The 22,887-nt window shown below is 67.2% G+C and carries 24 protein-coding genes; 5 read left to right on the top strand and 19 right to left on the bottom strand.

Annotated elements, in window-relative coordinates:
- Window positions 1–48: 48 nt before the first annotated feature.
- The 4 genes from DIE06_RS28585 to DIE06_RS28600 all read right to left on the bottom strand — a co-directional run bounded on the left by DIE06_RS28585 (window position 49) and on the right by DIE06_RS28600 (window position 2,570).
- Window positions 49–519, bottom strand: a complete 471-nt coding sequence (locus DIE06_RS28585; protein ID WP_124615513.1) for an Lrp/AsnC family transcriptional regulator — start codon at window positions 517–519, stop codon at window positions 49–51.
- A gap of 287 nt (window positions 520–806) precedes the next feature.
- Entirely contained in the window at window positions 807–1,448 is a 642-nt protein-coding gene (locus DIE06_RS28590) for an NAD(P)-dependent oxidoreductase (protein WP_124664279.1), read from the bottom strand.
- 138 nt (window positions 1,449–1,586) lie between these two features.
- Window positions 1,587–2,042 carry an Rrf2 family transcriptional regulator gene (locus DIE06_RS28595; RefSeq protein ID WP_124664280.1) on the bottom strand — a complete coding sequence of 152 codons (456 nt, stop codon included), beginning with the start codon at window positions 2,040–2,042 and terminating at the stop codon, window positions 1,587–1,589.
- A gap of 99 nt (window positions 2,043–2,141) precedes the next feature.
- Window positions 2,142–2,570, bottom strand: a complete 429-nt coding sequence (locus tag DIE06_RS28600) for a hypothetical protein (protein WP_124664281.1) — start codon at window positions 2,568–2,570, stop codon at window positions 2,142–2,144.
- Between the two features lie 192 nt (window positions 2,571–2,762).
- Here DIE06_RS28600 and DIE06_RS28605 point away from each other — a divergent pair, with 192 nt between their 5' ends.
- The 3 genes from DIE06_RS28605 to DIE06_RS28615 all read left to right on the top strand — a co-directional run bounded on the left by DIE06_RS28605 (window position 2,763) and on the right by DIE06_RS28615 (window position 6,695).
- Window positions 2,763–3,098, top strand: coding sequence for a hypothetical protein (locus DIE06_RS28605; protein ID WP_124664282.1), 336 nt, complete (start codon window positions 2,763–2,765; stop codon window positions 3,096–3,098).
- 253 nt (window positions 3,099–3,351) lie between these two features.
- Window positions 3,352–4,545 (top strand): ammonium transporter, encoded by a 1,194-nt coding sequence (locus DIE06_RS28610; protein ID WP_124664283.1) that lies wholly within the window; start codon window positions 3,352–3,354, stop codon window positions 4,543–4,545.
- Window positions 4,546–4,736: 191 nt separating this feature from the next.
- Window positions 4,737–6,695 carry a PhoX family phosphatase gene (locus DIE06_RS28615; RefSeq protein WP_124664284.1) on the top strand — a complete coding sequence of 653 codons (1,959 nt, stop codon included), beginning with the start codon at window positions 4,737–4,739 and terminating at the stop codon, window positions 6,693–6,695.
- Between the two features lie 191 nt (window positions 6,696–6,886).
- On the opposite strand, the gene DIE06_RS28620 is transcribed toward DIE06_RS28615, so the two are convergent.
- The 13 genes from DIE06_RS28620 to DIE06_RS28680 all read right to left on the bottom strand — a co-directional run bounded on the left by DIE06_RS28620 (window position 6,887) and on the right by DIE06_RS28680 (window position 18,238).
- Entirely contained in the window at window positions 6,887–7,498 is a 612-nt protein-coding gene (locus DIE06_RS28620) for a type II secretion system protein (protein WP_124664285.1), read from the bottom strand.
- Window positions 7,495–7,902, bottom strand: coding sequence for a type II secretion system protein (locus DIE06_RS28625; RefSeq protein WP_124664286.1), 408 nt, complete (start codon window positions 7,900–7,902; stop codon window positions 7,495–7,497). The genes DIE06_RS28620 and DIE06_RS28625 overlap by 4 nt, the downstream gene beginning before the upstream one ends.
- 9 nt (window positions 7,903–7,911) lie before the next feature.
- Window positions 7,912–8,445 (bottom strand): type II secretion system protein, encoded by a 534-nt coding sequence (locus tag DIE06_RS28630; RefSeq protein ID WP_124664287.1) that lies wholly within the window; start codon window positions 8,443–8,445, stop codon window positions 7,912–7,914.
- Between the two features lie 3 nt (window positions 8,446–8,448).
- A complete protein-coding gene (locus DIE06_RS28635) occupies window positions 8,449–10,794 on the bottom strand; it encodes a type IV pilus secretin PilQ (protein ID WP_311767645.1) in 2,346 nt (781 codons plus the stop codon).
- Window positions 10,795–11,409, bottom strand: coding sequence for a hypothetical protein (locus DIE06_RS28640; RefSeq protein WP_124664288.1), 615 nt, complete (start codon window positions 11,407–11,409; stop codon window positions 10,795–10,797).
- A complete protein-coding gene (locus tag DIE06_RS28645) occupies window positions 11,406–11,972 on the bottom strand; it encodes a hypothetical protein (protein WP_124664289.1) in 567 nt (188 codons plus the stop codon). Before DIE06_RS28645 ends, DIE06_RS28640 begins: the two co-directional genes overlap by 4 nt.
- The gene (locus DIE06_RS28650; protein WP_124664290.1) at window positions 11,969–12,499 is read right to left on the bottom strand and encodes a hypothetical protein; all 531 of its coding nucleotides are present in this window, start codon (window positions 12,497–12,499) and stop codon (window positions 11,969–11,971) included. Before DIE06_RS28650 ends, DIE06_RS28645 begins: the two co-directional genes overlap by 4 nt.
- Window positions 12,496–13,362, bottom strand: a complete 867-nt coding sequence (locus DIE06_RS28655) for a hypothetical protein (RefSeq protein WP_124664291.1) — start codon at window positions 13,360–13,362, stop codon at window positions 12,496–12,498. The genes DIE06_RS28650 and DIE06_RS28655 overlap by 4 nt, the downstream gene beginning before the upstream one ends.
- The gene (locus tag DIE06_RS28660; RefSeq protein WP_124664292.1) at window positions 13,343–15,061 is read right to left on the bottom strand and encodes a GspE/PulE family protein; all 1,719 of its coding nucleotides are present in this window, start codon (window positions 15,059–15,061) and stop codon (window positions 13,343–13,345) included. Before DIE06_RS28660 ends, DIE06_RS28655 begins: the two co-directional genes overlap by 20 nt.
- Window positions 15,062–15,079: 18 nt before the next feature.
- Complete coding sequence (locus DIE06_RS28665) at window positions 15,080–16,282, bottom strand: type II secretion system F family protein (protein ID WP_124664293.1); 1,203 nt, start codon at window positions 16,280–16,282, stop codon at window positions 15,080–15,082.
- Window positions 16,283–16,330: 48 nt separating this feature from the next.
- Complete coding sequence (gene gspG / locus DIE06_RS28670; RefSeq protein WP_409364522.1) at window positions 16,331–16,792, bottom strand: type II secretion system major pseudopilin GspG; 462 nt, start codon at window positions 16,790–16,792, stop codon at window positions 16,331–16,333.
- A 168-nt stretch (window positions 16,793–16,960) separates the two neighbouring features.
- Window positions 16,961–17,635 (bottom strand): response regulator transcription factor, encoded by a 675-nt coding sequence (locus tag DIE06_RS28675; protein ID WP_124664295.1) that lies wholly within the window; start codon window positions 17,633–17,635, stop codon window positions 16,961–16,963.
- Between the two features lie 30 nt (window positions 17,636–17,665).
- Window positions 17,666–18,238, bottom strand: coding sequence for an SCO family protein (locus tag DIE06_RS28680; protein WP_409364523.1), 573 nt, complete (start codon window positions 18,236–18,238; stop codon window positions 17,666–17,668).
- A 702-nt stretch (window positions 18,239–18,940) separates the two neighbouring features.
- On the opposite strand from DIE06_RS28680, the gene DIE06_RS28685 reads away from it, so the two are divergent.
- Complete coding sequence (locus DIE06_RS28685) at window positions 18,941–20,059, top strand: ATP-binding protein (protein ID WP_124664296.1); 1,119 nt, start codon at window positions 18,941–18,943, stop codon at window positions 20,057–20,059.
- A gap of 13 nt (window positions 20,060–20,072) precedes the next feature.
- Here the strand turns inward: DIE06_RS28685 and DIE06_RS28690 are convergent, their stop codons facing one another.
- Window positions 20,073–20,846 (bottom strand): response regulator transcription factor, encoded by a 774-nt coding sequence (locus tag DIE06_RS28690; RefSeq protein ID WP_124664297.1) that lies wholly within the window; start codon window positions 20,844–20,846, stop codon window positions 20,073–20,075.
- A gap of 556 nt (window positions 20,847–21,402) precedes the next feature.
- Between DIE06_RS28690 and DIE06_RS28695 the strand changes: the two genes are divergently transcribed.
- Window positions 21,403–22,026 carry a lytic transglycosylase domain-containing protein gene (locus DIE06_RS28695; RefSeq protein WP_124664302.1) on the top strand — a complete coding sequence of 208 codons (624 nt, stop codon included), beginning with the start codon at window positions 21,403–21,405 and terminating at the stop codon, window positions 22,024–22,026.
- A gap of 129 nt (window positions 22,027–22,155) precedes the next feature.
- On the opposite strand, the gene DIE06_RS28700 is transcribed toward DIE06_RS28695, so the two are convergent.
- Window positions 22,156–22,665 (bottom strand): DUF1269 domain-containing protein, encoded by a 510-nt coding sequence (locus DIE06_RS28700; protein WP_124664298.1) that lies wholly within the window; start codon window positions 22,663–22,665, stop codon window positions 22,156–22,158.
- Between the last annotated feature and the right edge of the window lie 222 nt (window positions 22,666–22,887).

Here is a 22,887-nt window from a genome sequence, read left to right on the forward strand (position 1 = left end):
CTACACGTCACACACGCACGCACCGACGCGATGCGCTGCGGTCCCGCGCTACGCCGGCTCCGAGAGATCCCGCACCGGCAGCGCGGTCGAATACTTGATCTGCTCCATCGCGAACGACGAGCTCACGTCGAACAGCGGCACCGCGCGGATCAGTTGCTTGTACACGCGATCGAAATCGTCGATGCCGGCCACCACGACCCGCAGCAGATAGTCGGTCTCGCCGCTCATCCGGTACACCTCGACGACTTCCGGCATGTCGCGCACGGCCTGCGTGAAACGCTGCGCCCACTCCTCGGTATGCTGGTTCGTGCGGATCGCGACGAACACGGTCGTGCCGACTCCGAGCTTGCGCGGATCGCACAGCGCGACCTGCGCGCGGATCGCGCCGGTTTCCTTGAGCCGCTGCACGCGCTTCCAGCACGGCGTCTGCGACAGGTTCACGCGCTGCGCGAGTTCCGCGATCGGCAATGTGGCATCTGCCTGCAACAGCTCCAGCAGCTTGCGATCGATGGCATCCATTTACCCGGTCCCTCGTAGATAGAAATTTTTTCTATGCATCCTGCATGACGGGGAACAATATGGAAACCGCTGCGCGGCGTCGACCGGGATAAATACCAATCAGGCAGGAAGGATCCGCGTTGCGCACGATCCCGTGCGCAACGGTCCATCGATCATCGGCACCCCAGACGAAACGGGCGATTCCACCCGTCGAGGTGGAATCGCCCGATGTCACTGCGACTGCACTGGCTGCCGCGAGCCACGCACGGCGAATACGGCACTTGCATGCCGCGTCGCCGCGATGCCGCTCAATACGCGACCGTCGCGATCTCGCGCACGAAGCCGTGTTGCTCGAGCGCATCGACGAACGCGACCGCGTAGTCTTCCGCCGAGATCTTGCTGTTGCCTTGCGCGTCCACGATCAGCTTGCCGACGCCCGTGCGGAACGTGCCCGTGCGCTCGCCCGGCGCGATCAGGGCGGCCGGCGCGAAGAAGGTCCAGTCGAGATCGCCGACCGTCTTCAGATAGTCGAGCGCATCGCGGTGCGCGAGCGCGACCGCCTTGTACGCGTCCGGGAAACCTTCCGTGTCGACCAGCTGCTTGCCTGGCGCGACTTCGAGCGAACCGGCGCCCCCCACGACGACGAGTCGCTTCAGGCCTGCCTGACGCGCGCCGGCAACCAGCGCCTTCGCCACCGCGACCACCTTGGCGGCATCCTCCTGTTTCGGTCCGTACGCACTCGCGACGACGTCGTGCCCCGGCAGCGCGGCCGCGATGCTGGCCGTATCGAACAGGTCGGCCGCCTTGGCAGTGATGCCGTCGCCGGCCGCGCCCGGATGGCGCGACAGTGCGGTCACGCGATGGCCGCGGCGCACGGCTTCCGCGGCGATGCGCGAGCCGATCATCCCGGTGGCGCCGAAGAGTGCGATGTTCAAGGTAGGTTGCGTCATGTCGATTCTCCAGAAAGAAAAAAGTAACTGTAGCGATTACATAAAAGACCGAAAAAAAACGGAGCAACACCCCGTCGTGCCGGTCGCCGCGCGTGCGCGCCACCCGGCCTCCTGCCCTGCCGCATCCGTTGCCTGCGCTCACCCGCCGGCGCTTCCCGCCGGCCGGCTGCGCTGCTCGGATTCCAGCACGTCGGCCGTGACGTCGGCGAGCGTGCGCGTGGCGAGCGATGCTTCCATTGCACGCTGCGCGTCGCCGATATAGTCGGTCAGCACGCCCTGGATGTGCCGCCCGACGAGACACGCGGGATTCGGCGCCTCGCGGTGCAGCGCGAACAGCTGCGCATCGTCGACCGCGCGATACACGTCGAGCAGCGTGATCTCGCCCGGCTCGCGCGCCAGCAGCGCGCCGCCGCCCGCGCCGAGCTGCGACGTGGTCAGCCCCGCGGCCGCCAGCATCGACAGCAGACGGCGAATCAGCGCCGGATTCGTGTTCACGCTGCCGGCGATGATGTCGGACGACAGCGGCGCGCCCTCCTGCATCGACAACAACGCAAGCACGTGAACGGCAAACGCGAACCGGCTGCTGGTATTCATTCCTCACTCACTCGACGACGCCGGCCCGAACGGCAGCCGGCGACAATGTGTAACCACTATAATTACATTTCACGGATTGCGCAAGGCCCGCAAGGCCCGCTACTCGCCGCTGGCCGGCTTCGCACCCGACGCGTTCTGCTGGCTCCACTGCTGGAGCTTCTTGCCGGCCTCCGCCATCTTCGCGCCCGCTTCCGATGCCGCGTGGGCGACGACCGCGGAAGCGGCCGCGTCGATCTGCGCCTGCGCGGCGGACGCGAGGCCGCTCGCGGACAGCGGCGGCACGGCCGATGCCGCGCTCGCGAGGCCGGCCTTCGCGGCATTGATCTGCTGGTTGACCGTGCTCGCCACCTGGTCGAGCGCCTTCGCCGCGTTGTTCGCGGCATCGGCGGCCGCGCTCGCGGCCGTATCGGGTTGCGTGGCCGGCGTGCCGGACTTCTCGCAGCCTGCGAGCAACAGCACCGCACCGACGGCCGCGGCCGCCAGCACGGACCCGGGCGCGCGACGCGCCCGCGAAGTCTTCATCTTCATCAGCAATCTCCGGCCGCGCACGCACGGCCTGAATGGTTGGACCGATGTCGATGATACCGCCTGTGGAACAGGGCCAATGACGACTTCCGATTAAAAATGCCTTTCAATTTCGGACTTGTCTGATTCAATCGCAGGCGTGCGGACACTAAAGTGGGCAGGCTTCCATCCGCTCCGTCCGCTTCCCGTTTCTCCATGGCTTTCCTCATCGACTGGTTCATCGCGCTGGCCGCCGTGCTCGCCGCCACCCTGTTCCTGTGCCTCCGTTCGCCGTCCGCGCCGCACCTGCATGCAGCCGGGCGCCCGCGCCGCATGGCAAGCGCGCGCCTGCTCGCCCAGGCGGTGATCGGCTTCTGGACGGCAGCGCTGATCGTCGCGCAAGGCATCCTCGGCCCCGCCGGCGAAGGCCAGTCGCACGCCGGCTTCGCGGCGCTCGCGTTCGCCGCGCTCGGGCTTGCCACCGCCGCCGCCTACTGGTCCGCCTGCGCGCTGCGGCTGCGGCGGCCACGCATGCTGTTCGCGCGCCGCTGACGCGCCAGACCGGTGCATCGCGTCGCGCCTTGCCGCACCGCGTCGTGCATCGCGCGCACCAGCAGCGCACACGCCGCACCATGCACGTGCGCTCGCCGCAGCATCCGCGCCACACGCGGCGCGCCCCGCCATCGTGCACATATCACCGGAATGCCGCACCGCGCGGCCTTCCGCACCAATTGCACGCAACCGTTCACCAAGTTGGCTCGATACTTGCGTTCCTCGCCCGTTTTTTGCGCAAGGAAGCCACGGCATGGATGGTCTGAAATCCGGCGTCGACACTCTGTTCCTGTTGATCGGCGCCGTCATGGTGCTCGCGATGCACGCGGGCTTCGCATTTCTCGAACTCGGCACGGTCCGCAAGAAGAACCAGGTCAACGCGCTCGTGAAGATCCTGGTCGACTTCTCGGTGTCGACGCTCGCGTACTTCTTCATCGGCTATACGATCGCGTACGGCGTCGAGTTCTTCGACGACATCGGCACGCTGTCGCAGCACAGCGGCTACGCGCTCGTACGTTTCTTCTTCCTGCTCACGTTCGCGGCGGCCATCCCCGCGATCGTGTCCGGCGGCACCGCGGAGCGCGCGAAATTCAATCCGCAACTCGTCGCGACGCTGATCATCGTCGGCTTCATCTATCCGTTCTTCGAAGGGATCGCATGGAACGAGCGCTTCGGCGTGCAGGCGTGGCTCACGCATGCGTTCGGCGCGCCGTTCCACGATTTCGCGGGCTCGGTCGTCGTGCACGCGTTCGGCGGCTGGGTCGCGCTGCCGGCCGTGCTGCTGCTCGGCGCCCGCCACGGCCGCTATGCGAAGGACGGCCGGATCGCCGCGCATCCGCCGTCGAACATCCCGTTCCTCGCGCTCGGCGCGTGGGTGCTCGCGGTCGGCTGGTTCGGCTTCAACGTGATGAGCGCGCAGACGCTCGACAAGATCAGCGGCCTCGTCGCCGTGAACTCGCTGATGGCGATGGTCGGCGGCACGCTCGCCGCATGGATGGCCGGCCGCAACGATCCAGGCTTCACGTACAACGGCCCGCTCGCGGGCCTCGTTGCCGTATGCGCGGGCTCCGACGTGATGCACCCGATCGGTGCGCTCGTCACCGGCGCGGCAGCCGGCGCGGTGTTCGTCGCGATGTTCACCTGCGTGCAGAACAAGTGGCGCATCGACGACGTGCTGGGCGTGTGGCCGCTGCACGGGATGTGCGGCGCGCTCGGCGGCGTCGCGGCCGGCGTGTTCGGCCAGCCCGCGCTCGGCGGCCTCGGTGGCGTGTCGTTCGTGTCGCAGCTGATCGGCACGCTCGGCGGCATCGCGATCGCCACCGCGGGCGGTACGCTCGTGTACGGCGCGCTGAAGGCGACGGTCGGCCTGCGTCTCGATCGCGAAGACGAATTCGACGGCGCCGACCTGTCGATCCACCGCATCTCGGCGACGCCCGAGCGCGACTGAGCGCAAACGCTTGCGACCGGCGTCCGGCAGCCCGCCTGACGGACGCCCGGCACATCATTACGTTTTCAATTCAAAAAACTTTCATCTAGCATCCCTACACTTCGGTCCAGTTTTCAACTCGCCTTCGCGCTGCTTTCTGATTACCTGCTCCGCGAAGGGCCATTCTTCCAATATTTGAAACTGGACTCCACATGCCCGCGTTGCCCAATGCTTCCCGTCGTCAGGCCCTGAAGATCCTCGCCGGCGCGCCCATGCTGCCCCTCTCCGGCCTCGCGCTGCCGGCCCTGCTGACGGGCTGCGGCGGCGACGACAATTCGGCAGCCACGCCGGCTACCGCCGCGTACACGTCGGCGGCGTTCTCGGCAATGGCCGCGCCCACGCTCGACAATGCGGCCGCGATGGCCACGACGACGGTCGGCTCGACGCTCGCGGTGTCGTTCTCGGACGGTTCGTCGCGCAATTTCAAGCTCGCGTACCGGCCGTTCTTCGTGACGGGCGACATGATGCCGGACGGCAAGGGCGGCACGACGCTCGCGGGCGGCTACTACGACATCAACAACCAGCCGATCATCGACCGCTCGGTGGCGGGCAAGGAGCGCCAGTTCTATTCGGACTGCCCGGACGGCAGCTCGCTGCTGACGCTGAAGAACGCGAACGTCGCCGGCGTGAAGGGCAACACGGTCTTCGCGGTCGTGCAGTTCGAATACACGACGCGCGACCAGGCGAGCGCGTCGCAGTATGGCCAGCTGCCGTCGCCGATCGCGGTGATCACGCTCGACCAGGATCCGTCGAGCGGCGCGCTGAAGGTCGTCAAGTACCACAACGTCGACACGTCGAAGGCGCACGGGCTGTGGATCACGTGCGGCGCGAGCCTGTCGCCGTGGGGCACGCACCTGTCGAGCGAGGAATACGAGCCGGACGCGACGAAGGCCGCGACCGACGCGCAGTTCAAGGCATTCAGCAAGAACACGTTCGGCGACGAGACGAAGGCGAACCCCTACCACTACGGCCACCTGCCCGAGATCACGGTGAACCCGGACGGCACCGGCACGGTGAAGAAGCACTACTGCCTCGGCCGCATCTCGCACGAGCTGATCCAGGTGATGCCGGACCAGCGCACCGTGATGATGGGCGACGACGCGACCAACGGCGGCCTGTTCATGTTCGTCGCCGACAAGGCGGCCGACCTGTCGGCCGGCACGCTGTACGTCGCGAAGTGGACGCAGACGTCGTCCGCCGGCGCGGGCAGCGCGACGCTCACGTGGCTCCGGATCGGCCACGCGACGAGCAGCGAGATCGAGACGCTCGCGAACACGCTGAAGGCGTCGGACATCATGGACCTGACGACGACCGACCCGAACGACGCGAGCTACACGAAGATTCACTTCGGCGGCAAGTTCAACTGGATGCGCGTGAAGCCGGGGATGGAAAAGGCGGCCGCGTTCCTCGAGACGCACCGCTACGCGGCGCTGATCGGCGGCAGCATGGCGTTCACGAAACTCGAAGGCACGACGGTCGACGCGAAGGACAAGATCGTCTACACGGCGATGTCGCGGATCGAGACGTCGATGGTCAAGGGTAATGCGGTGTCGCGCGACGTCGCGGTGGACAAGAAGATCGCCGCGGGCGCCGTCTACGCGCTGAACCTGAAGGCCGGCCAGCGCGACACGTCGGGCGGCGCGATCGACAGCGAGTGGGTGCCGGTCGACATGAGCGCGCCGGCCGCGCTCGTCGGCGAGGATCTCGCCGCGGCCGATGCGCTCGGCAACCTCGCGAACCCGGACAAGATCGCGAACCCCGACAACCTGAAGTTCTCCGAGAAGCTGCGCACGCTCTTCATCGGCGAGGACTCGGGGATGCACGTGAACAACTTCCTGTGGGCATACAACGTCGACACGAAGTCGCTCGCGCGCGTGCTGTCGTGCCCGGCCGGCGCCGAATCGACGGGACTGCACGCGGTCGACGAGATCAACGGCTGGACCTACGTCATGAGCAACTTCCAGCACGTGGGCGACTGGGAGACGCCGCTGCACGACAAGGTCAAGACGACGCTAGATCCGCTCGTGCGCGCGAACTACAAGGACCGCTTCGGCGCCAGCGTCGGCTACCTGACGGCCGAGCCGACCAGCATCAAGCTCGCGAAGGCCTGAAGCCACCTGGCCGGGCGCCCCTAGGCGGGTGCCCCTAACCGGGCGTCCCTAACCGGGCGTCCCTGGCCGGGCGCCCCATTCCTCATCACGTTTCATTCGTCGGCGCTCCACGCCGTTTTACGCGCGATGCCCGTTGCGGGCGTCGCGCTTTTTTTTGCGCGCGGTCTGCGTCGCGCGGTGCCGAACCCGCGTCAACGCAGGCCGGCCGGCACCTGTCCGGGCAGCGAGCCGCCCGGAAAACCGGACAGGCTCGGCGCACTGGCGGGCAGCGTCGGCGCCGCCGACGACACGTCGCCGGCCGGCGCGGCCAGACCCGGTGCGAGGTAAATAAACTTCCATTGCCGATACGTTTCGACGCCCTCGAAGTCCTTGTATCGATCCGGAAAACCCGCGCGCTTGATCGTCGCTTCATCCGAGCTGCTGTGTATGCCGTAGAAACGGTCGGCTCGCCACAAGAACGACCAGTCGTTCTTGCCGCTGACCGGATCCGGATACGCGCGGCGCAGGTGAGGCATGGGCTTCGTGAAGCGGGTATCGTCCAGCAGGTCGTCGACCGTTTGCGGATACGCGCGCGCGAGACGGTAGTACCCGACGATGGCCCTCCGGTACTGGTCGCCGACGAACAGCAGTTGCCGCTCCTGTTCGCGCCGCCGCTGCAACGACCAGACGTCCAGCGCGCCGGCCAGCGCGATCGACATCAGCATCAGCGCGATCAGCAGCGCCAGCAGCGCGAGCCCGCGCTGCCGCCCGCCGCGCCGGCAGGCAGGCATCGCGCGCGCGACGCCGCGCCCGGCCCGGTTCATTTCGCCGCTCCGGCGGCGGCCCCCGTCCCCGCGGCGCCCGGCGGCACACCCTGCGCGCTGCTCGCGGGCCCCACATCGTAGACACCCGGCTTGGTCTCGTCCGGCGATGCAAGCGTCGCCCATTTGTCGTCGCCGTTCACCGGATCGACCGGAACCGCGCGCAAGTAGTGCTTCGCGACCAGCTCGTCGAGCGTCTCCGGGTACTGCCCGTTGTCGCCGTAATACTGGTCGATCGCATTGCGCATCACCGCGAGGTTCTGGCGCCGCACCTGCTCCTTGCCGCGCTCGATGCTGTGCATGTAGCGCGGCACGGCCAGCGTCAGAAGCAGCCCGATGATGGCCATCACGACCACGATTTCGATCAGCGTAAAGCCGCGGATCCTGCGGATGCGAACGGGTGTCATGATGAACCGTCACCATTGTTTGTACGGAATGCCGTTGATGCCGACCCGGGTGGATTTCGACGTCACGTCGAACACGTCGTTGCCGGGCTCGATGCCGGCAGGGGCCGCGTCGGCCGCCGGATCCGGTGGCGTGCCGTACGCGCGCACGTCCCAGGTGTCCTCGGCCCGCGTGTCGGGATCGCCGGTGAAGAACGGATCGCGCGGCACCCGGCGCAGGAACATCACCAGCCCGCCCTTCGGGTCGCGGGCGTTTTTCACGCCCGTCACGAGCACGGTCAGCGACGGCGGATAGCCGGAGGCTTCGGCCTCCTTCTCGATCTGCCCAGCATCGCTCGCGTCCTTGTACGCATCGAGCGCGGTGCGGATCTCACGCAGCGCGGCGCTCAGTTCCTGCTCCTTCTGACGCTGCACGATCAGTTCGGAGAACGGCATGACCGCGAGCGCGAGGATCGCCACGAGCGCGAGCGTGATGACCATCTCGATCAACGTGAAGCCGCGCCGGCCGATGCGGCCGACGCGCGTTGCGGCGTGACGGGCGGCCACGGCTCACTTCCCGACCGGGCGAAGCGGGTTTTCGCTCGGGATATCGCCCGCCGGCATCTGCAGCGTCGGGGGTGCGGCGGCCGGTGCATTGACCACCGCGGCAGCCTGCTCGGCCGGCGCCGGCGACGCAACCGGCGTCACGGTCGTGCCCGGCGCGGGCGCCACTTCATTGCCCGCCGGCGCTGCCGCCTGCGCAGCGCCGCCCGCCGGCTGCTCCGCCGCGGCAGACCCGGCGGCCGGCGCGGGCAATGCCGGCTGAGGCCTCGAGAACCGCCCGCCGTAAGGGTCGGGCGGCGGCGTCGTGCGCGGGGCGACCGGCAGTTGCCCGAATGCACCGCTCCCCGGCGACGACTGCGCACGGTTCGCCGCGGCCTCCAACGGCGACGGCGCCGCGCCACCCGACGTCCCGCCGCCCACGCTACCCGGAGCGACCTTCGCCTCCGGCGCCGCGAGCGCCTCTTTCGCCTCGTTCCCCTCCTTCGCGTCCTTCCCCTCCTTCGCCACCGGCGCCGCGGTCGTCTCCGCGTTCAGCGCCACCGGGTCGAGCCGCAGCTGGTCGGCGTGCACGTTGACGTCGGTGCCCGACCACACTTCCTGCGTATCCGCATCCGCCGCCACTTGCGGCCGGACGACATGCGGCGTGATCTGCAGCACGATCTCGGTCTTCTTGTGATCGCCGCCGTGATCCGAGAACAGGCGGCCAAGCACCGGCAACTGACCGAGACCCGGCACCTTGTTCGCGTTGCGGCGGTCCTCGTCCGAAATCAGGCCGCCCATGATCTGCGTTTCGCCGTCGCGAAGCCGCAGGCTGGTCGACGCGCTGCGCGTGCCGATCTGATACGCGAGCGAGCTCAGCCCCTGCGAGTTGCCGCTCGAGATCGTGTTGGTGATGTTGCTGACCTCGAGATTCAGCTTGATGCCGACGTCGCCGTCGCGATAGACCTGCGGCTCGACCTCGAGCTTGATGCCCACGTCGAGGTACTGGATCATCTGCGTAAACGACGGGCCGCTGGTGCTCGGCGTGCTCGAGCTCGAAATCACCGGCACCTTGTCGCCGATCATGATGCGCGCCTTTTCCTTGTTGCGCGCGCGGATGCGCGGACTCGCGAGCAGATTCGCGTCGGTATCGGTCAGCTTGAAGTCCGCGGTGGCCGACAGGCCGCTGACGTTCAGCGCATTGACCGGCAGATGGTGCAGCGCCCCCCAGGTATCGACCGAGCTCGGCGTCGACACCGTAAACGAGTTGGGCCAGTTGATGCCCAGTTGCGACATCCGGTCATGCGATACCTCCAGCACCTCGACCTCGAGCATCACCTCCGGCTCGGGCAAGTCCTGGGCGGCGATCATCTCCTCGGCGACCTTGATCGTGTCCGGCGTGCCGCGGATCGTCACCGTGTTCGCGCGCTCGTCGATCACGGCCTCCTTCACCTTCAACAGGCTCTTCAGCAGCGACTGGATCTGCTTCGCGTCGACGTTCGACAACTGGAACGTGCGCACCTTGAGCTCCTGGTATTCGAGCTCCTTGGCCGGCGTCGCCGGATAGATGAACAGCGTGTTCGCATTCATCTGCTTCTTGTCGAGCTGGTTCTGCAACAGGATCATGTCGACCGTGTCCTGCAGCGACGCGTTCTGCACGAAGATCGTCGTCTTCAGGTCGGCGCGCACGTCGCGATCGAAAATGACGTTCAGCCCGGACGTGCGCGACAAGGCCTCGAACACCATCCGCACGTTCGCGTCGCGGAACTGCAGCGACACCGGCGTGCGCATGATCGACGACGCCGCGAGCTTGTCGTCGCGCTCCGCGTGTTGCTGGCGGCGCTTTTCGTCGAGATCCGCCTGCATCCGCATCGCCATCGCATTGGCCGGGTCCTCGACCAGCACGCGATGCACGCGCTCGGCCGCCTGCGCGTACGAACCGCGCTTCATCATGCGGTCCGCCTCCTGCAGGATCGCCAGATGCTTGCGGTCCTGGTCGATCATCGTGCCGATCCGGCGCGCGCGCTCGCTGGTCGAATCGAGCTGCTTCGCCATGTAGACGGAGCGCGCCGCGTCGTCGAACGCGTTCTGCTGGCGAAACGTGTCCGCGTTGTCGAGCAGCTGGTCGACCGCGTCGTTGCGCTCGTGCAAGGCGTCGATCTTCACCTGCGCGTTGGTCGGATCGTCCTGAAGGTTCGGCACATGCGCGCACCCGCCGCATGCGAGCAGCGCCACGGCGATCGCCAGCGCGCGTTTCGTCGCGCACCGGCTCGCCGGTGCCGGTCGCGCATCGGCCGGGGAGGCGGAGCAAAGGCGGGGCGACCGTCCGCCGTCCCCATCGCGGCACGCACCCCGTGTAAGTATGGTTTCCATTTACTTTCCTTCCACTGGGATGGGCACCATCTGAATCTGGTTCAGCGGCAGATAGGTGAGCACCACGTTCGATTCGGACACCGACTCGACCCGATACTGGCTGTCGATCACGTCACCCGGCGAAACGATCAGCAACTGATCTCCGTTGCCGAGAAACACCTGCGGCTTCGCCGACCTGGCATCCTGCTGGCCGAGATACACGAACGGTACGGGCGGCGCGGTCGGCGGCGCCGGACGCGTTTCGGGCGGCGGCGGCACGACGGGAGGCGGCGGCAGCCATGACGACGCCGTGAACGGATCGTGCGCCGCGTCGACAGATACAGGTGCACGCAATGCGGCGAGCCTTTCCCGCGGGGTCGCCGCCGCTTCATGCGACGCGGGCGCGGGCGCCGCGGCATGAGAGGCCGCCGCGATCCGCGCGCGGGCCGGCGCGGGCGCGGACGCGGGGGCCACGCGCGCACCGTCGCGATGGACGATGCCGCTTGCAGCCGGCGCCGGCTGCTGCATCGCCGACACCAGCACGCGATATCCGGCACCGGCGACGACGAGGCATCCCAGCACGAGCGCGAGCACGAGCCGATTGCGCGAAGCGGGTTTCATGACGGTGGAGATCATGGCTGGGCGCTCCGATAGACGAGTTCGAAACGCACCCGCGCGTCGAGAATGCTGCTGCCCACCGCCGGACGCTCGACGTGGATTTCCTGCAACGCCGCGTTCGGCACGTTGTTCAGCACCGACGCGAGAAAATGCCGGATTGCGCCGTACTGATCCTTCACCGGCAGCAGCACCTGGTAGCGCGCGAAGCGCGCACCCGACTCGGTCGTCATCTGGTACTCGGCGGACCCGAGCGCCAGATGGCTGTCGCGCGCCTGCTCGAAGATCGATGCGATGTCGTCCGCGCTTTGCGAAAAGCGCGGGAAGAGCTCCGGCAACGTGTCGAGCATCGCCGCGTCCGCCGCCGTGCCGCGCACGTCGGCAGGACGGTGGCCGCGTGCGGCGTGCACCACGCCGGCCGGCGCCTGCATCGCGCGCGTGTCGGACTCCACGCCGGCGATCGCCGCATACGTGATGCCCGCGGCACCGAGCATCAGTATCCCGGCGAGCCCCGGCAGACCGAATGCGCGCCGCCACGCGAAACGAAGCGTGAGCAGGCAGTCCGCGACACGATCGGCTTTCATGATTTCCTCCAGACGGCCGTGATCTGGAAACGCACCGGCTTGCCCGCCACGTTTTCCTCGACGAGATGACCGTTGAGCGTCGCCTCGCGCAGCATGACGCTCGTCTGCAAGTACTTCAGGTACGCGATCATCGCGTCCGGGTCCTTCGCTTCGGCCGTGATGCGAATCTGGCCCTGTGCGGGGTTCTGGTCGATGCCGATCAGCGCGACGTCATGGCCCGGATAGTCCTCCACGAGCGAGAAGAGCGTCTGCCACGGCACGGTCAGTTCGCGCAGCACGGCCTGGCTCTGCTTTTCCGCGAGCCGCGCGGCCGCGGTCGGCGGCGGCTTCACGACGTGTTGCTGCGCGAACGTGCGATGCTGGACGATCGCCAGACGATCCCTGATGCGATCGTTTTCCGCATACGCATGCCAGAGCCGGACGGCGCACGCGCCCCACAGCAACGCGGCGACGCCGAGCAGGATCACGCCGCTCGTGCCGATGCGCGCGCGGCGCCGGCAAAAGTCGATGTCGAGCGTGCGGATCATGGTGCGTACTCCAGCAACCGGCGCGCAGGTGAACCGTCGAGCGCCGCGCGGCGCGGCGGCATGACCGCGGCAAAACGCGCCTCGAACGGCGCGGCATCCGTGTCGACGCCGGACAGATAGACCTTGCAGTCGTCGCGCTTCACGCCCGTCCGCGTCGCCGAGCGTTCGAACAGTTGCTCGGCGAGTTCGGCAAGCCTCGACGCATCGCCGGACTCGCCCGGAAAGAGCCGCTGCGCATCGTACGCGGTCCACTCGCCGCGTTCGATCATGACCGCCTGCAGCAACGCTTCGCCGACGACGAGCAGCATCGCGTCGCCGTCCGACTTCACCGCGATTCGATTGAGCGTTTCCGGAAGCCCCACGCGAAGGCGGCGGATGCGGACATCGCCGAATGCGCCCGCCGCGAGAATGCCGTCGTACAGCGTGCGCGGCAGCGCGCTCGCAAAGAGCGCACGGCCGCCATGCCGGACGTCGAAGCGCGTGACCAGCGACTCGGCGGCGACCCCGTACGTGTCCGAGAAATGCGCGAGCGCGATTTCCTCGAGCTCGCGTGCGTGCAGCGCGCGGAAGTCGCCGCGCAGGATCGCATGGCAACACCAGAAATCGTCGAGCACGATGTGCGCGCCGCGTGCGGGCGGCCGCTTCGCGCCGCCGTCGCTGCCGGCCGTCGCGGCCAGCGCGGCACCCAGCGCGTCGAGCACCCCCGTCTCGCTCCCGAAGTGTGCGTCGGGAATGACGACGCTGAGCGGATCGGCGACGAACCCGCGCCGGCCCGGCCGCCACAGTGCGTGCGGGCGGATGCCGACGACGATCTCGCGCGTGCCGACGCCGACGGCAAGCCGATCATTCGACCATGGTGACACGATTGATCTCCTCGAGCGTCGTTTCGCCGCGCTTCACCAGGTCGATTGCCGACGCCCGCAACGTCGTCATGCCGTAGCGCAGCGCCGCCGCCTTGATGTGTCCGAGCGGCGCGCGCTCCGACAGCAGTTGCCGCAGCTCGTCGTTCATGCGCAGCGCCTCCGCGATCGCTCGCCGGCCGCGATAGCCGCTGCCGCGGCACATCGCACACCCGGTGCCGCGGCGAAACAGATAGCTGCCGGCCGTGTCCGGATCGATACCGGAGCGAACGAGCGCATCCGCGTCGACCGTGTCCTCGTCCAGGCAGTCCGGGCAGCACTGGCGCAGCAGCCGCTGCGCGATCACGCCGTTCAGCGCCGATACGAAGCTGTACGGATCGACCTCCATGTTGGTGAAACGGCCGATCACGTCGAACACGTTGTTCGCATGCACGGTGGTGAACACCTGGTGACCGGTCAGCGCGGCCTGCACGGCGATCTGCGCGGTTTCGGGATCGCGGATTTCGCCGACCATGATCTTGTCCGGGTCGTGCCGCAGGATCGACCGCAATCCGCGCGCGAACGTCAGGCCCTTCGCCTCGTTGACCGGAATCTGCAGGATCTCGCCCAGCTGGTATTCGACCGGATCCTCGATCGTCACGATCTTCTCGAGCCCGTTGTTGATTTCAGTGAGGATCGCGTAGAGCGTCGTGGTCTTGCCGCTGCCGGTGGGGCCCGTGACGAGCAGCATGCCGTACGGCATCGACGCGACCGACCGCATGAAGCACGTGTCGGCGGGCTGGAACCCCAGCGCCTCGAGCGTCAGGCCGCCCGACGCCTGGGAAAGCTGGTAGCGGTCGAGAATCCGCAGCACCGCGTCCTCGCCGAACTGGTTCGGCATGATCGACACGCGAAAATCGATCTCGCGTCCGGCGTACATCGCCTTGAAACGCCCGTCCTGCGGAATGCGGCGCTCCGCGATATCGAGCTCGGAAATCACCTTCACGCGCGACAGCACCTGGTCCGCGACGTCGCGGCCCTCCACGCGCCCCACCACCGTCAGCACGCCGTCGACCCGGCACTTGATCATCAAGCCGTTCGCCCGGCATTCGAGGTGGATGTCGCTCGCCAGCATCTTGAGCGCGTCGTAGATCGTCGAATTGAGCAGGCGCACCACCGGGCTGTCGTCGCTGCTGATGCCCTGCAGCGTCAATGCGAGCGACGCCGGATCGGGCGCGCTCTCGATCGGGTCGTCGAACGCGAGCGAATCCATCGCGCGGATGTCCTTCTCGCGCACGGCAAGATAGGCGCCCAGGTCGCCCGCGCTCGCGAGCGCCCATCCGTATGGCAGCGCCGGGTGCGCACGCATCCGGTGCTCGACCCAGCCGCGCGTGCGGGCATCGAGCGGATCGGCGATCGCGAACAGCAGCGCGCCGCCGTCGGGATCGCGCAGACACACGCAGAGGCGCGCCGTCGCCTCGACGAACGGCACCAGCTCGAAATCCGGCTCCAGGCGGTTCAGTTCGCGGATGCCGATCGGCTTCATCCGGAATTGCGATGCGAGCCGCTCGCGCATCTCGTCCGCGCCCAGCGCCGTCTGCGCCGTCAGCGCCTCGAGTGCGCGGATGCCCGACCCGTGCCGTTCGCCGAGCGTGCGCAGCAGGTCGCGCAGTTCGGCGTCCACGTCGGGACGGTTGTCGGGGGAGGATGTGACGGTGTCCACGCGCGGCTCCAGGATGGCCTACTGAATGCTCGACGCGATCTCGAAGATCGGCATGTACATCAACACGACGATGCCGCCGATCACCACGCCGATCACGATCATCATCGCGGGCTCGATCAGGCGCGAAATCAGGTCGATCGTGCGCGAGACCTGCGCTTCCTGAAACGCGGCGATCCGGTCGAGCACGGGCCCGAGGCCGCCGGTCTTCTCGGCCACCGTCAGCAGGCGGTAGCCGATCGCGTTCGCGAGACCGGCCTGCTGGAACGCATCGGACATCTTCGCGCCGTTGCGGACCTGCTGCAGCGCGCGCGCAAGCGCGGCCTGGTCCGCGCGACCGACCAGCCCGCGTGCGAGATCGAACGCGCGAATGGCGGGAATGCCGCCGTCGACCAGCATCGCCGTCGTGCGATAGAACTGCGACTGGCGAAACACGCGGAAGTGTTGCCCGATGCCGGGCAGCGCCAGCAGGCGATCCGCGAGCCAGATTCGCAGTGCCGGACGCCGCAGCGCGATACCGACAGCCACCGCCAGTACCGCGAGACCGCCCGCCAGCTCGGCGCCGTGCGCGTGCACCATGCCGCCCCACGCCATCAGCAGCCGCGACATCAGTGGCAGTTCGCGGCCACTGTGTTCGAGCAGCGTCGCGAAGCGCGGCACCACGAAGCCGAGCAGGAACAGCACGACGGCCGCACCGACGAACAGCAGCACCGTCGGGTAAATCGCCGCCGACACGACCCGCGCGCGCAACTCGCGCAGCGTCGCGCTATTGAGCGAATAGCGCGTCAGGCTGTCGGCGAGGCCGCCGGTCTGCTCGCTCGCCCTCACGCACGCCACCAGCACCGGCGGAAAGATCGGGCTCGCGTGCTCGAGCGCCGCCGACAGCGACTGCCCTTCCTCGAGATGCCGCAGCAGGTCGCGGCACACCTGTGCGGACGCTTCGCGCCGCGCGTTGCCGCCGAGCGTGCGCAATGCGTCGACGAGGCCGACACCCGCATCGAGGAGCGCCGCCAGCTCGCGCGCGAACATGTCGACGTCGAACCGCGCACCCGGCATCCCGAGCCGGTTCGCGCGGCGCCGCTGCCGCCCGGCGTCCGTACTGACCGAGACGACGCGAAGGCCGCGCGCTCGCGCGAGCGATGCGGCGTTGGCCGGCGAATCGCTGTCGATACGAAGCGTCTGCACCGAGCCACTCGTATCGAATACCCGCAGCATGAATTTCACGTCGACTCTCCTTGCGGACTGCTCACGACACGCGCGGCAGCCGCCCCCCTACCACGACGAGATCGTCACGTTCTCGCCGGTACCGCTGCCACGTCCATCCTTGCCGAGCGAAAACAGGTCGTAGTCGCCATGCTCGCCCGGCGAACGATACTGATAGGGCCGATTCCACGGATCCACCGGCACGGCCTTCTGCAGATAGGGGCCGCTCCACCGCGACTCGCTTTGCGGCTTGTTCACGAGCGCATCCAGCCCCTCCTCCGTCGTCGGATACGCACCGACGTCGAGCCGGTATTGATCCAGCGCCTGGCCGAGCGACACGATCTGCGCACGCGCGATCTTCACGTTCGACTTGCCGACCTGTTCGAAATAGCGTGGCGCGACGAGCCCGGCGAGCAAGCCGATGATGACCATCACGACGAGCAGTTCGAGCAACGTGAAGCCGCGGCTCGCGCGCGCGCGGCACACGCGTCGTTCGTCACGCTGCCGCTGGCCCGGCCGGCCGGTCGGGATCGACGATTCATGGCTCACGGCTCCCTCCCTGTATCGACCCGCGGCGTCGGCACCGCCGACGCCGTTGACTGCATTCTTGTTCACGCCGGTACGCGTCAGAAGTAGGGAGTGCCGTCCATCCCCATGGGTAAATCCCCCCCAGTTGGGCCATGCCGCGCTGGGGGGTGTTTACATACGGTCGTCGTCGTTCAGCGCGAGGACGCCGATGTCGATCGCGAAGTGGACCAGGCCGGTCAGGTTCGCGATGCCGAGCTTGCGCATGAGATTGGCACGGTGCTTGTCCACCGTTTTCGGACTGACCTTCAGGCACTCGCCGACCTGCCGGCTCGTGTGCCCCTCGACGACGAGGCGCAACACCGTGCGCTCGCGATTCGTCAGCGCATTCCACAATCGCGCCCGGTGCGCGTTCGCGTCGCGCAGCCCATGCAGGCCGGCGCGGGCCCGATACGCGTCGAGGCTGACCACGCACTTGCCCTGCATCACGAAGCGCATCTCGCGAACCAGGTCGGCGAACGGAGAATCCTTGACCACGTACCCGTCCGCGCCGGCGGCAAACGCTTCCCTGACGTTGTCTTCGCTGCGATGAACCGTGAGGACGATGATTCGCGCATGCGGCACGTCGCGCTTGATCGTCGCGATCGCCTCGAAGCCGCTGCCGCCCGGCATGGACAGATCCATCAGGATCAGGTCGGGCCGCGTCTTCTCGGCGAGACGGCAGGCCTCGATCCCGCCGCTCGCCGCGCCGACGATGCAGTAGTCCGCCAGCTCGGCAACCAGATGACTCAGGCCGACTCGCAACAGATGCTGGTCCTCGACGATCAGCACACGATGCTTGTTGTCCAATTTCGGCGCTCCCTTGCAGAGACGCGGCGCCTAGTTGGACGCGACGACGTCGCGATAGGCCGCGAGCAGTTCGGTCGGCGTCGCGAAGCCGTCGATACGCAGCCACGGCTGGCCCGGCGCGGCCCGCACGAACGTCACCGGCGTGTGATTCATCTTGTCGCCGCGATATACGTTGAACGCGCGCTGCGTGGCAACGCTGGCGTCGACGGTACCCGTGTAGTGCTGCCATTCGGGGCCGGCGCCGAAGTGCGCCGCGTAGGTCCTGAGCCGCTCGGGCGTGTCCGCCTCCGGATCGATCGAGATCGACATGATGTGCACCTTGTCGCGGTCGGCGCCGAGTTCGCCCTGCAGCTGCTCGAGCGTCTGGCTGATCATCGGGCAGATGGTCGTGCAACTGGTGTAGATGAATGTCAGGATCACCGGTCGGCCGTCGTCGAGCTCCTTGGGCAGCGAGACGGCTTGACCGTCGTCGCGCACGAGCTGGACCGACGGCTCCGCATACTGGACCATCGTGTGCACGGTGCCCGGCATCACGGCGTGATGCATGTGCATGCCGGCGGCTTCGGCCGCACCCTCGGTCATGGGCGAGTCGGCCTTGCTCACGGCGCTTTCGGTGGGCGCGGCCGGTGCGTGCTCCGTGGGGCTTTCGGTGGCGGGCTCCGTGGCGGGCTGTGTCGCCGGCTCGGTAGACGGCTCCGTCGCATGCTCCGCGGCGGGCTGCATCGCGGGCTCGGCAGCCGGGTCCATCGTGTGCTCCGCGGTGTGCGTCGCCGCGCTGTCGGCGGCACTCCCGTCGACACTGTCGGCAGCGTTCGTGACGGGATTGTCGTCACCATTCTGCATGTCCTTTCCCATCAGACTTTCGATGGCACCCGGCGCGGCATTCTGCGTGACGCTCGGGTTCGCGGCGGCGTTTTCCGCGGCCGCACCGCCAGCGTTCTCGATCGCGCTGCCATCGGGCGCACACCACGCGGGCGTCGCGGCAAGCGCGACGCCCGCGACCACGAATGCGCCCATCATCGATCTTCCGATCCCGTTCATACCAGCCTCCCTGACACGCGCGCCCAGGCAGCGGACAATTCCGTGCCCCGCCAATGCAGTGTCATGAATTCGATCGCGAGCGTCATGGGATGACGCCCCCCAAAGGCGGGTAGGACATGCCCGCTTGCCTGAATTCCCCACTGCACGCGGAAGGTATGTCCCTATGACGGACGCGCGAAATCCCCATGTTGCGGCCCGCGTCGGTCACGTCCTAGAATGACCGGAAACTTACGGTTTCCTGAAAACTGCGCATCAGGAGCTACCATGACTGAACGCCAGCCCGAAGCGCCACGGATCAGGTTGCTCGATCTGATCGATGCGATGCGCAAGCTGCGCGGTGCGCTTCGTCCCGACGATCGCCACACCGCCGTCGTCACCGATGCACGTGGAGCGGCGCTCGCCATTCTCGCGGACGACGGCACCTTCGTATCGGTCAATCGCAGTGCCGCGGCGCTGTTCGGCTATACGACCGCCGAACTCGTCAGCCGGCATCTATTCGACCTGGTGCCCGACGACGCCCACGCCGAGCTGGCAAACGACCTGTCCACGAGCGCCGCTCTTCAGCATCATTCGTTCACCGTGATGCTCAGCGGGCGAAGCGGCCATCCCGTGCGATTCGTCGTACATCAACAGACGCTTCCCGACACGCACCTGTCGCTGACGCTGTTCGAGGAACCGGTGACGCCCGAGCCCGAACGGCGTGATGCCGCGGCGAACGATGCGGGCGTGCATGCCTGCCACACGTATCTGCTGATGGGCCAGCAGAAGGAGCGCCATCGGCTTGCCGCGGAATTGCACGACGGGCTCGGCCAGGCACTGACACTCATCAAGCTGATGAATGAGGACGCGCTCATGCGCATTCGCCGCGGCGAGATCGACGACGCGACGAATCTGCTCGACGTCGCCGTGTTGCGGATCCGCGAGACGATCGGTGAAGTGCGCCGGATCTGCGGCGAACTGAAGCCGCCCATGCTCGACAGGCTCGGGCTGCCGGCCGCGCTCGCCTCGCTGTGCCGCAGCATCGAGCGCGACGCGAACCGGCTGTCGGTCGAGTTCAATTGCGACGTCGACGACGACGACATTCCGGATCATCTGAAGGCGGACATGTTCCGGGTCGCGCAGGAGGCGCTGCACAACGTCGTCAAGCATGCGCAGGCCACCGACATCGTGCTCGGCCTGCAACACGATGCGGGCGGCCTGCGGCTGACGATCGACGACAACGGTGTCGGCTACGAGCGTCACCCGCTTTCGACGGACGACGCGCGCGCGGCGGGGCTCGGGCTGATCGGCATGCAGCACCGCATCGAGTCGCACGGCGGCACGTTCGCGATCCGCTCGTCCGCCACGACGGGTACCCACGTCTCGGCGACCTGGCCGCTCTGACCTCCAGCCGCGCTCAGCACTTCGCGCTGCCTGCCGGATAGTCTTCCAGCCGCGCGACTGCGTCTGCCCCTCCGTCGACGGCCGGATGCGTCGGCACGTCGTCCACGTTCGGTTCCGCGCATTTCGCCGCCAGCGTGGTCAACAGCCCCATGTTCATCGCGACGAGCACCAGTTCAGTCAGATTCGCGAGATGGAGCTTGTGCATCATGCTCGCCCGATACTTCTCGATCGTCTTCGGGCTCAGGTTCAGGTACTGGCCGACCTGCCGGTTGGTACGCCCTTCCGCGATCAGTTTCAGCACGCTGCGTTCGCGCGCGGTCAGGACGTCCCAGGCCTTTTTCGGCGCGGGCATTTCGCGACCGGTCACGAACGAGTCGACCATGTAGCCGTACACATCCGCACTCAGGTGCTTCTTCCCCTGCATGACCATGCGCATCGCGAGCAGCAATTCGTCGAACGAAACGTCCTTGAGCACGTAGCCGTCGACGCCCGCGCGCAGTGCCTCGCGCACGTACTCCTCGTTCTGATGCACCGTGAGCACGACGATCCGGATCGTCGGCGCTCGACGCTTGATCGTCGCGCTCGCATCGATGCCATTCATCCCGCGCATCGACAGATCCATCAGGATCAGGTCCGGCGCGAGCGTCATGGCTTGATGGCACGCCTCCTTGCCGTCCCGCGCTTCGCCGACGACTTCGTATTCGCCTTGTGCGCAAAGCATCGACCGAAGCCCGTTTCTCAATAGATCGTGATCCTCTGCAATGATCACGCGATATTTAGTATTCACGACTTCCCCCAAATTTTCCCGCGCCTGCACCACGTCGGACATCGATGCCCCGAATGCACGATTTCACGATTGCACGGTGCCGGACACTTTTAATGATGCTTTCGTTTGCTTTCGTTTGTCCGGCCGGATGGCCCGCCTCGCGAGCGACTGGCCACGCCCGTTGTTCGAGCAAGGATCGCGCCACCGCGCCGCGCGCCAGCGCCCGCGCCGGACATGCGTCTGCGTAAACGTCGCGCAATGGCGGGAATGTTTCAGGGTTGAATCGATCGGGGGTGCCGGTCGCATCCGTAGGACTACGGATGGCGGAACGCTATGATCTCTTCCGCATTGCAGGAAACGATTTCTTCTGCAACACCGGCTGCATTGAGCAGAAAACAACTGCTCCGCGTAAGGATCGTCAACTTCATCCGATTACCGCCCGTTACCGGCGATTCCTTGTGTAACAGTTTTGCAGCGCCGCAGCGGGGCCTCCCTTCCGGCATCGAAGTGTAGGAGGGTGCCCCATTGTCGACGCGATGACCCGGCCACGACAATGCAGATGCAGGAGGCCAGAAAGATGCATCGCCGCCGTTCATCCGGATTGTGCAAGACCGTCATTGCCGCATGCGTGGGATTCGGCGCGGCATGGTCATGCGCCGCGCACGCGCAGATCTTCGGCACGGTGGCGAGCAACGGGGTCATCATCCTCACCAACGTGCCCGGCACCGCCAACCTCAAAGTGATCGTCGCGGTCGCCAGGCCGGCCGAATCCGCGACGAAGCGGGCCACGCCGAAACGGGCTGTCGCGTCGTCGTACTCGGCCGTGATTGCCGAGGCGAGTCGGGCGTTCAATGTTCCGCCCGAACTCCTTCGCGCCGTGATCGACGTCGAATCGGGATACAACCCGAGGGCGGTATCGGACAAAGGCGCGCTCGGGCTCATGCAGTTGATGCCGGAAACGGCCCGGCGCTTCTCGGGCGGCGACATGTTCGATCCGCGTGACAACGTGCTGACCGGCGCACGGTATCTGCGTTTCCTGCTCACCCTGTTCAAGGAGAACGTCGAGCTCACGCTCGCTGCCTACAACGCCGGGGAAAACGCCGTGATTCGGGCCGGCTATCGCATCCCGTCGCTGCCGCAGACGCGCGAATACGTGCCGCGCGTGCTCGCGCGCTACAAACGGCTGCTCGCCGCGAGTTGAAACACGCCAGACGCGCGGCGGCCTGCGCGCGGCAACGCCACCCGCGTCGCGCGCACGACGCGTTGCCCGGCGCCATGACGCGATGGCGGCCGGCAACGCGCAGCGGCCGGCGTTCGGCCGGCCGACGGTTCATGGAAACGCCGGGACGGTCGGGTCTTCTCCCTGCAGATGCGCATCCGCATGATGACGCTTGATCGCGTCCTCGATCTCGTGAACGCGGTCGGTCGGCACGTCGATCATCATCAGCAGTTCGCCGTGCTCGATGCCGTCCTCGAAGCGCTTCAGGCGCGTGCTGGGCATGTCGACGCCGATCATCGTCGCCACCCATGCACCGAAGGCCGCACCGAACAGCGTGATCGCAACGACGACGCCACCGCCGATCGGCAAGCCCGCGGGCGGGAACGCCAGAAGGACCAGCCCCAGCAGCATGCCGGTCGCAAAACCGACCGCGGTGCCGCGCGCGAGCGACGGCAGGAGGTCGCTGCGTTGCGCCAGGGTGGCTTCCGGCAAGCCGTCGCGCATGACATCGTGATTCGCGATGCAATGGATATGCCGCCACTCGATCCGGAGCGACAGCAGTTCGCCGACGATCGACCGTGCGCATTGCGCCGTCGGCAATAGAAAATAGACACGTCTCATGGCAGTTCCTCCCACGTCACATCCGCAATGCGGCGATGCTCGTCAGGACATTCTGGTCCGGCATGCCTCCGGCTTGTAGTGGTAATGCCCGCCGAAGTGCATGGGTAGAACACGGTAGGAAACACTGCACGCGCTTCAGAGTTGTCCGTAGCTGTGCAGCCCGGACAGGAACATGTTGACGCCGAGGAACGCGAACGTCGTCACGAGCAGGCCCGTGAGCGC

This window comes from Burkholderia sp. Bp8998, assembly GCF_003854235.1.
Taxonomy (GTDB): domain Bacteria; phylum Pseudomonadota; class Gammaproteobacteria; order Burkholderiales; family Burkholderiaceae; genus Burkholderia.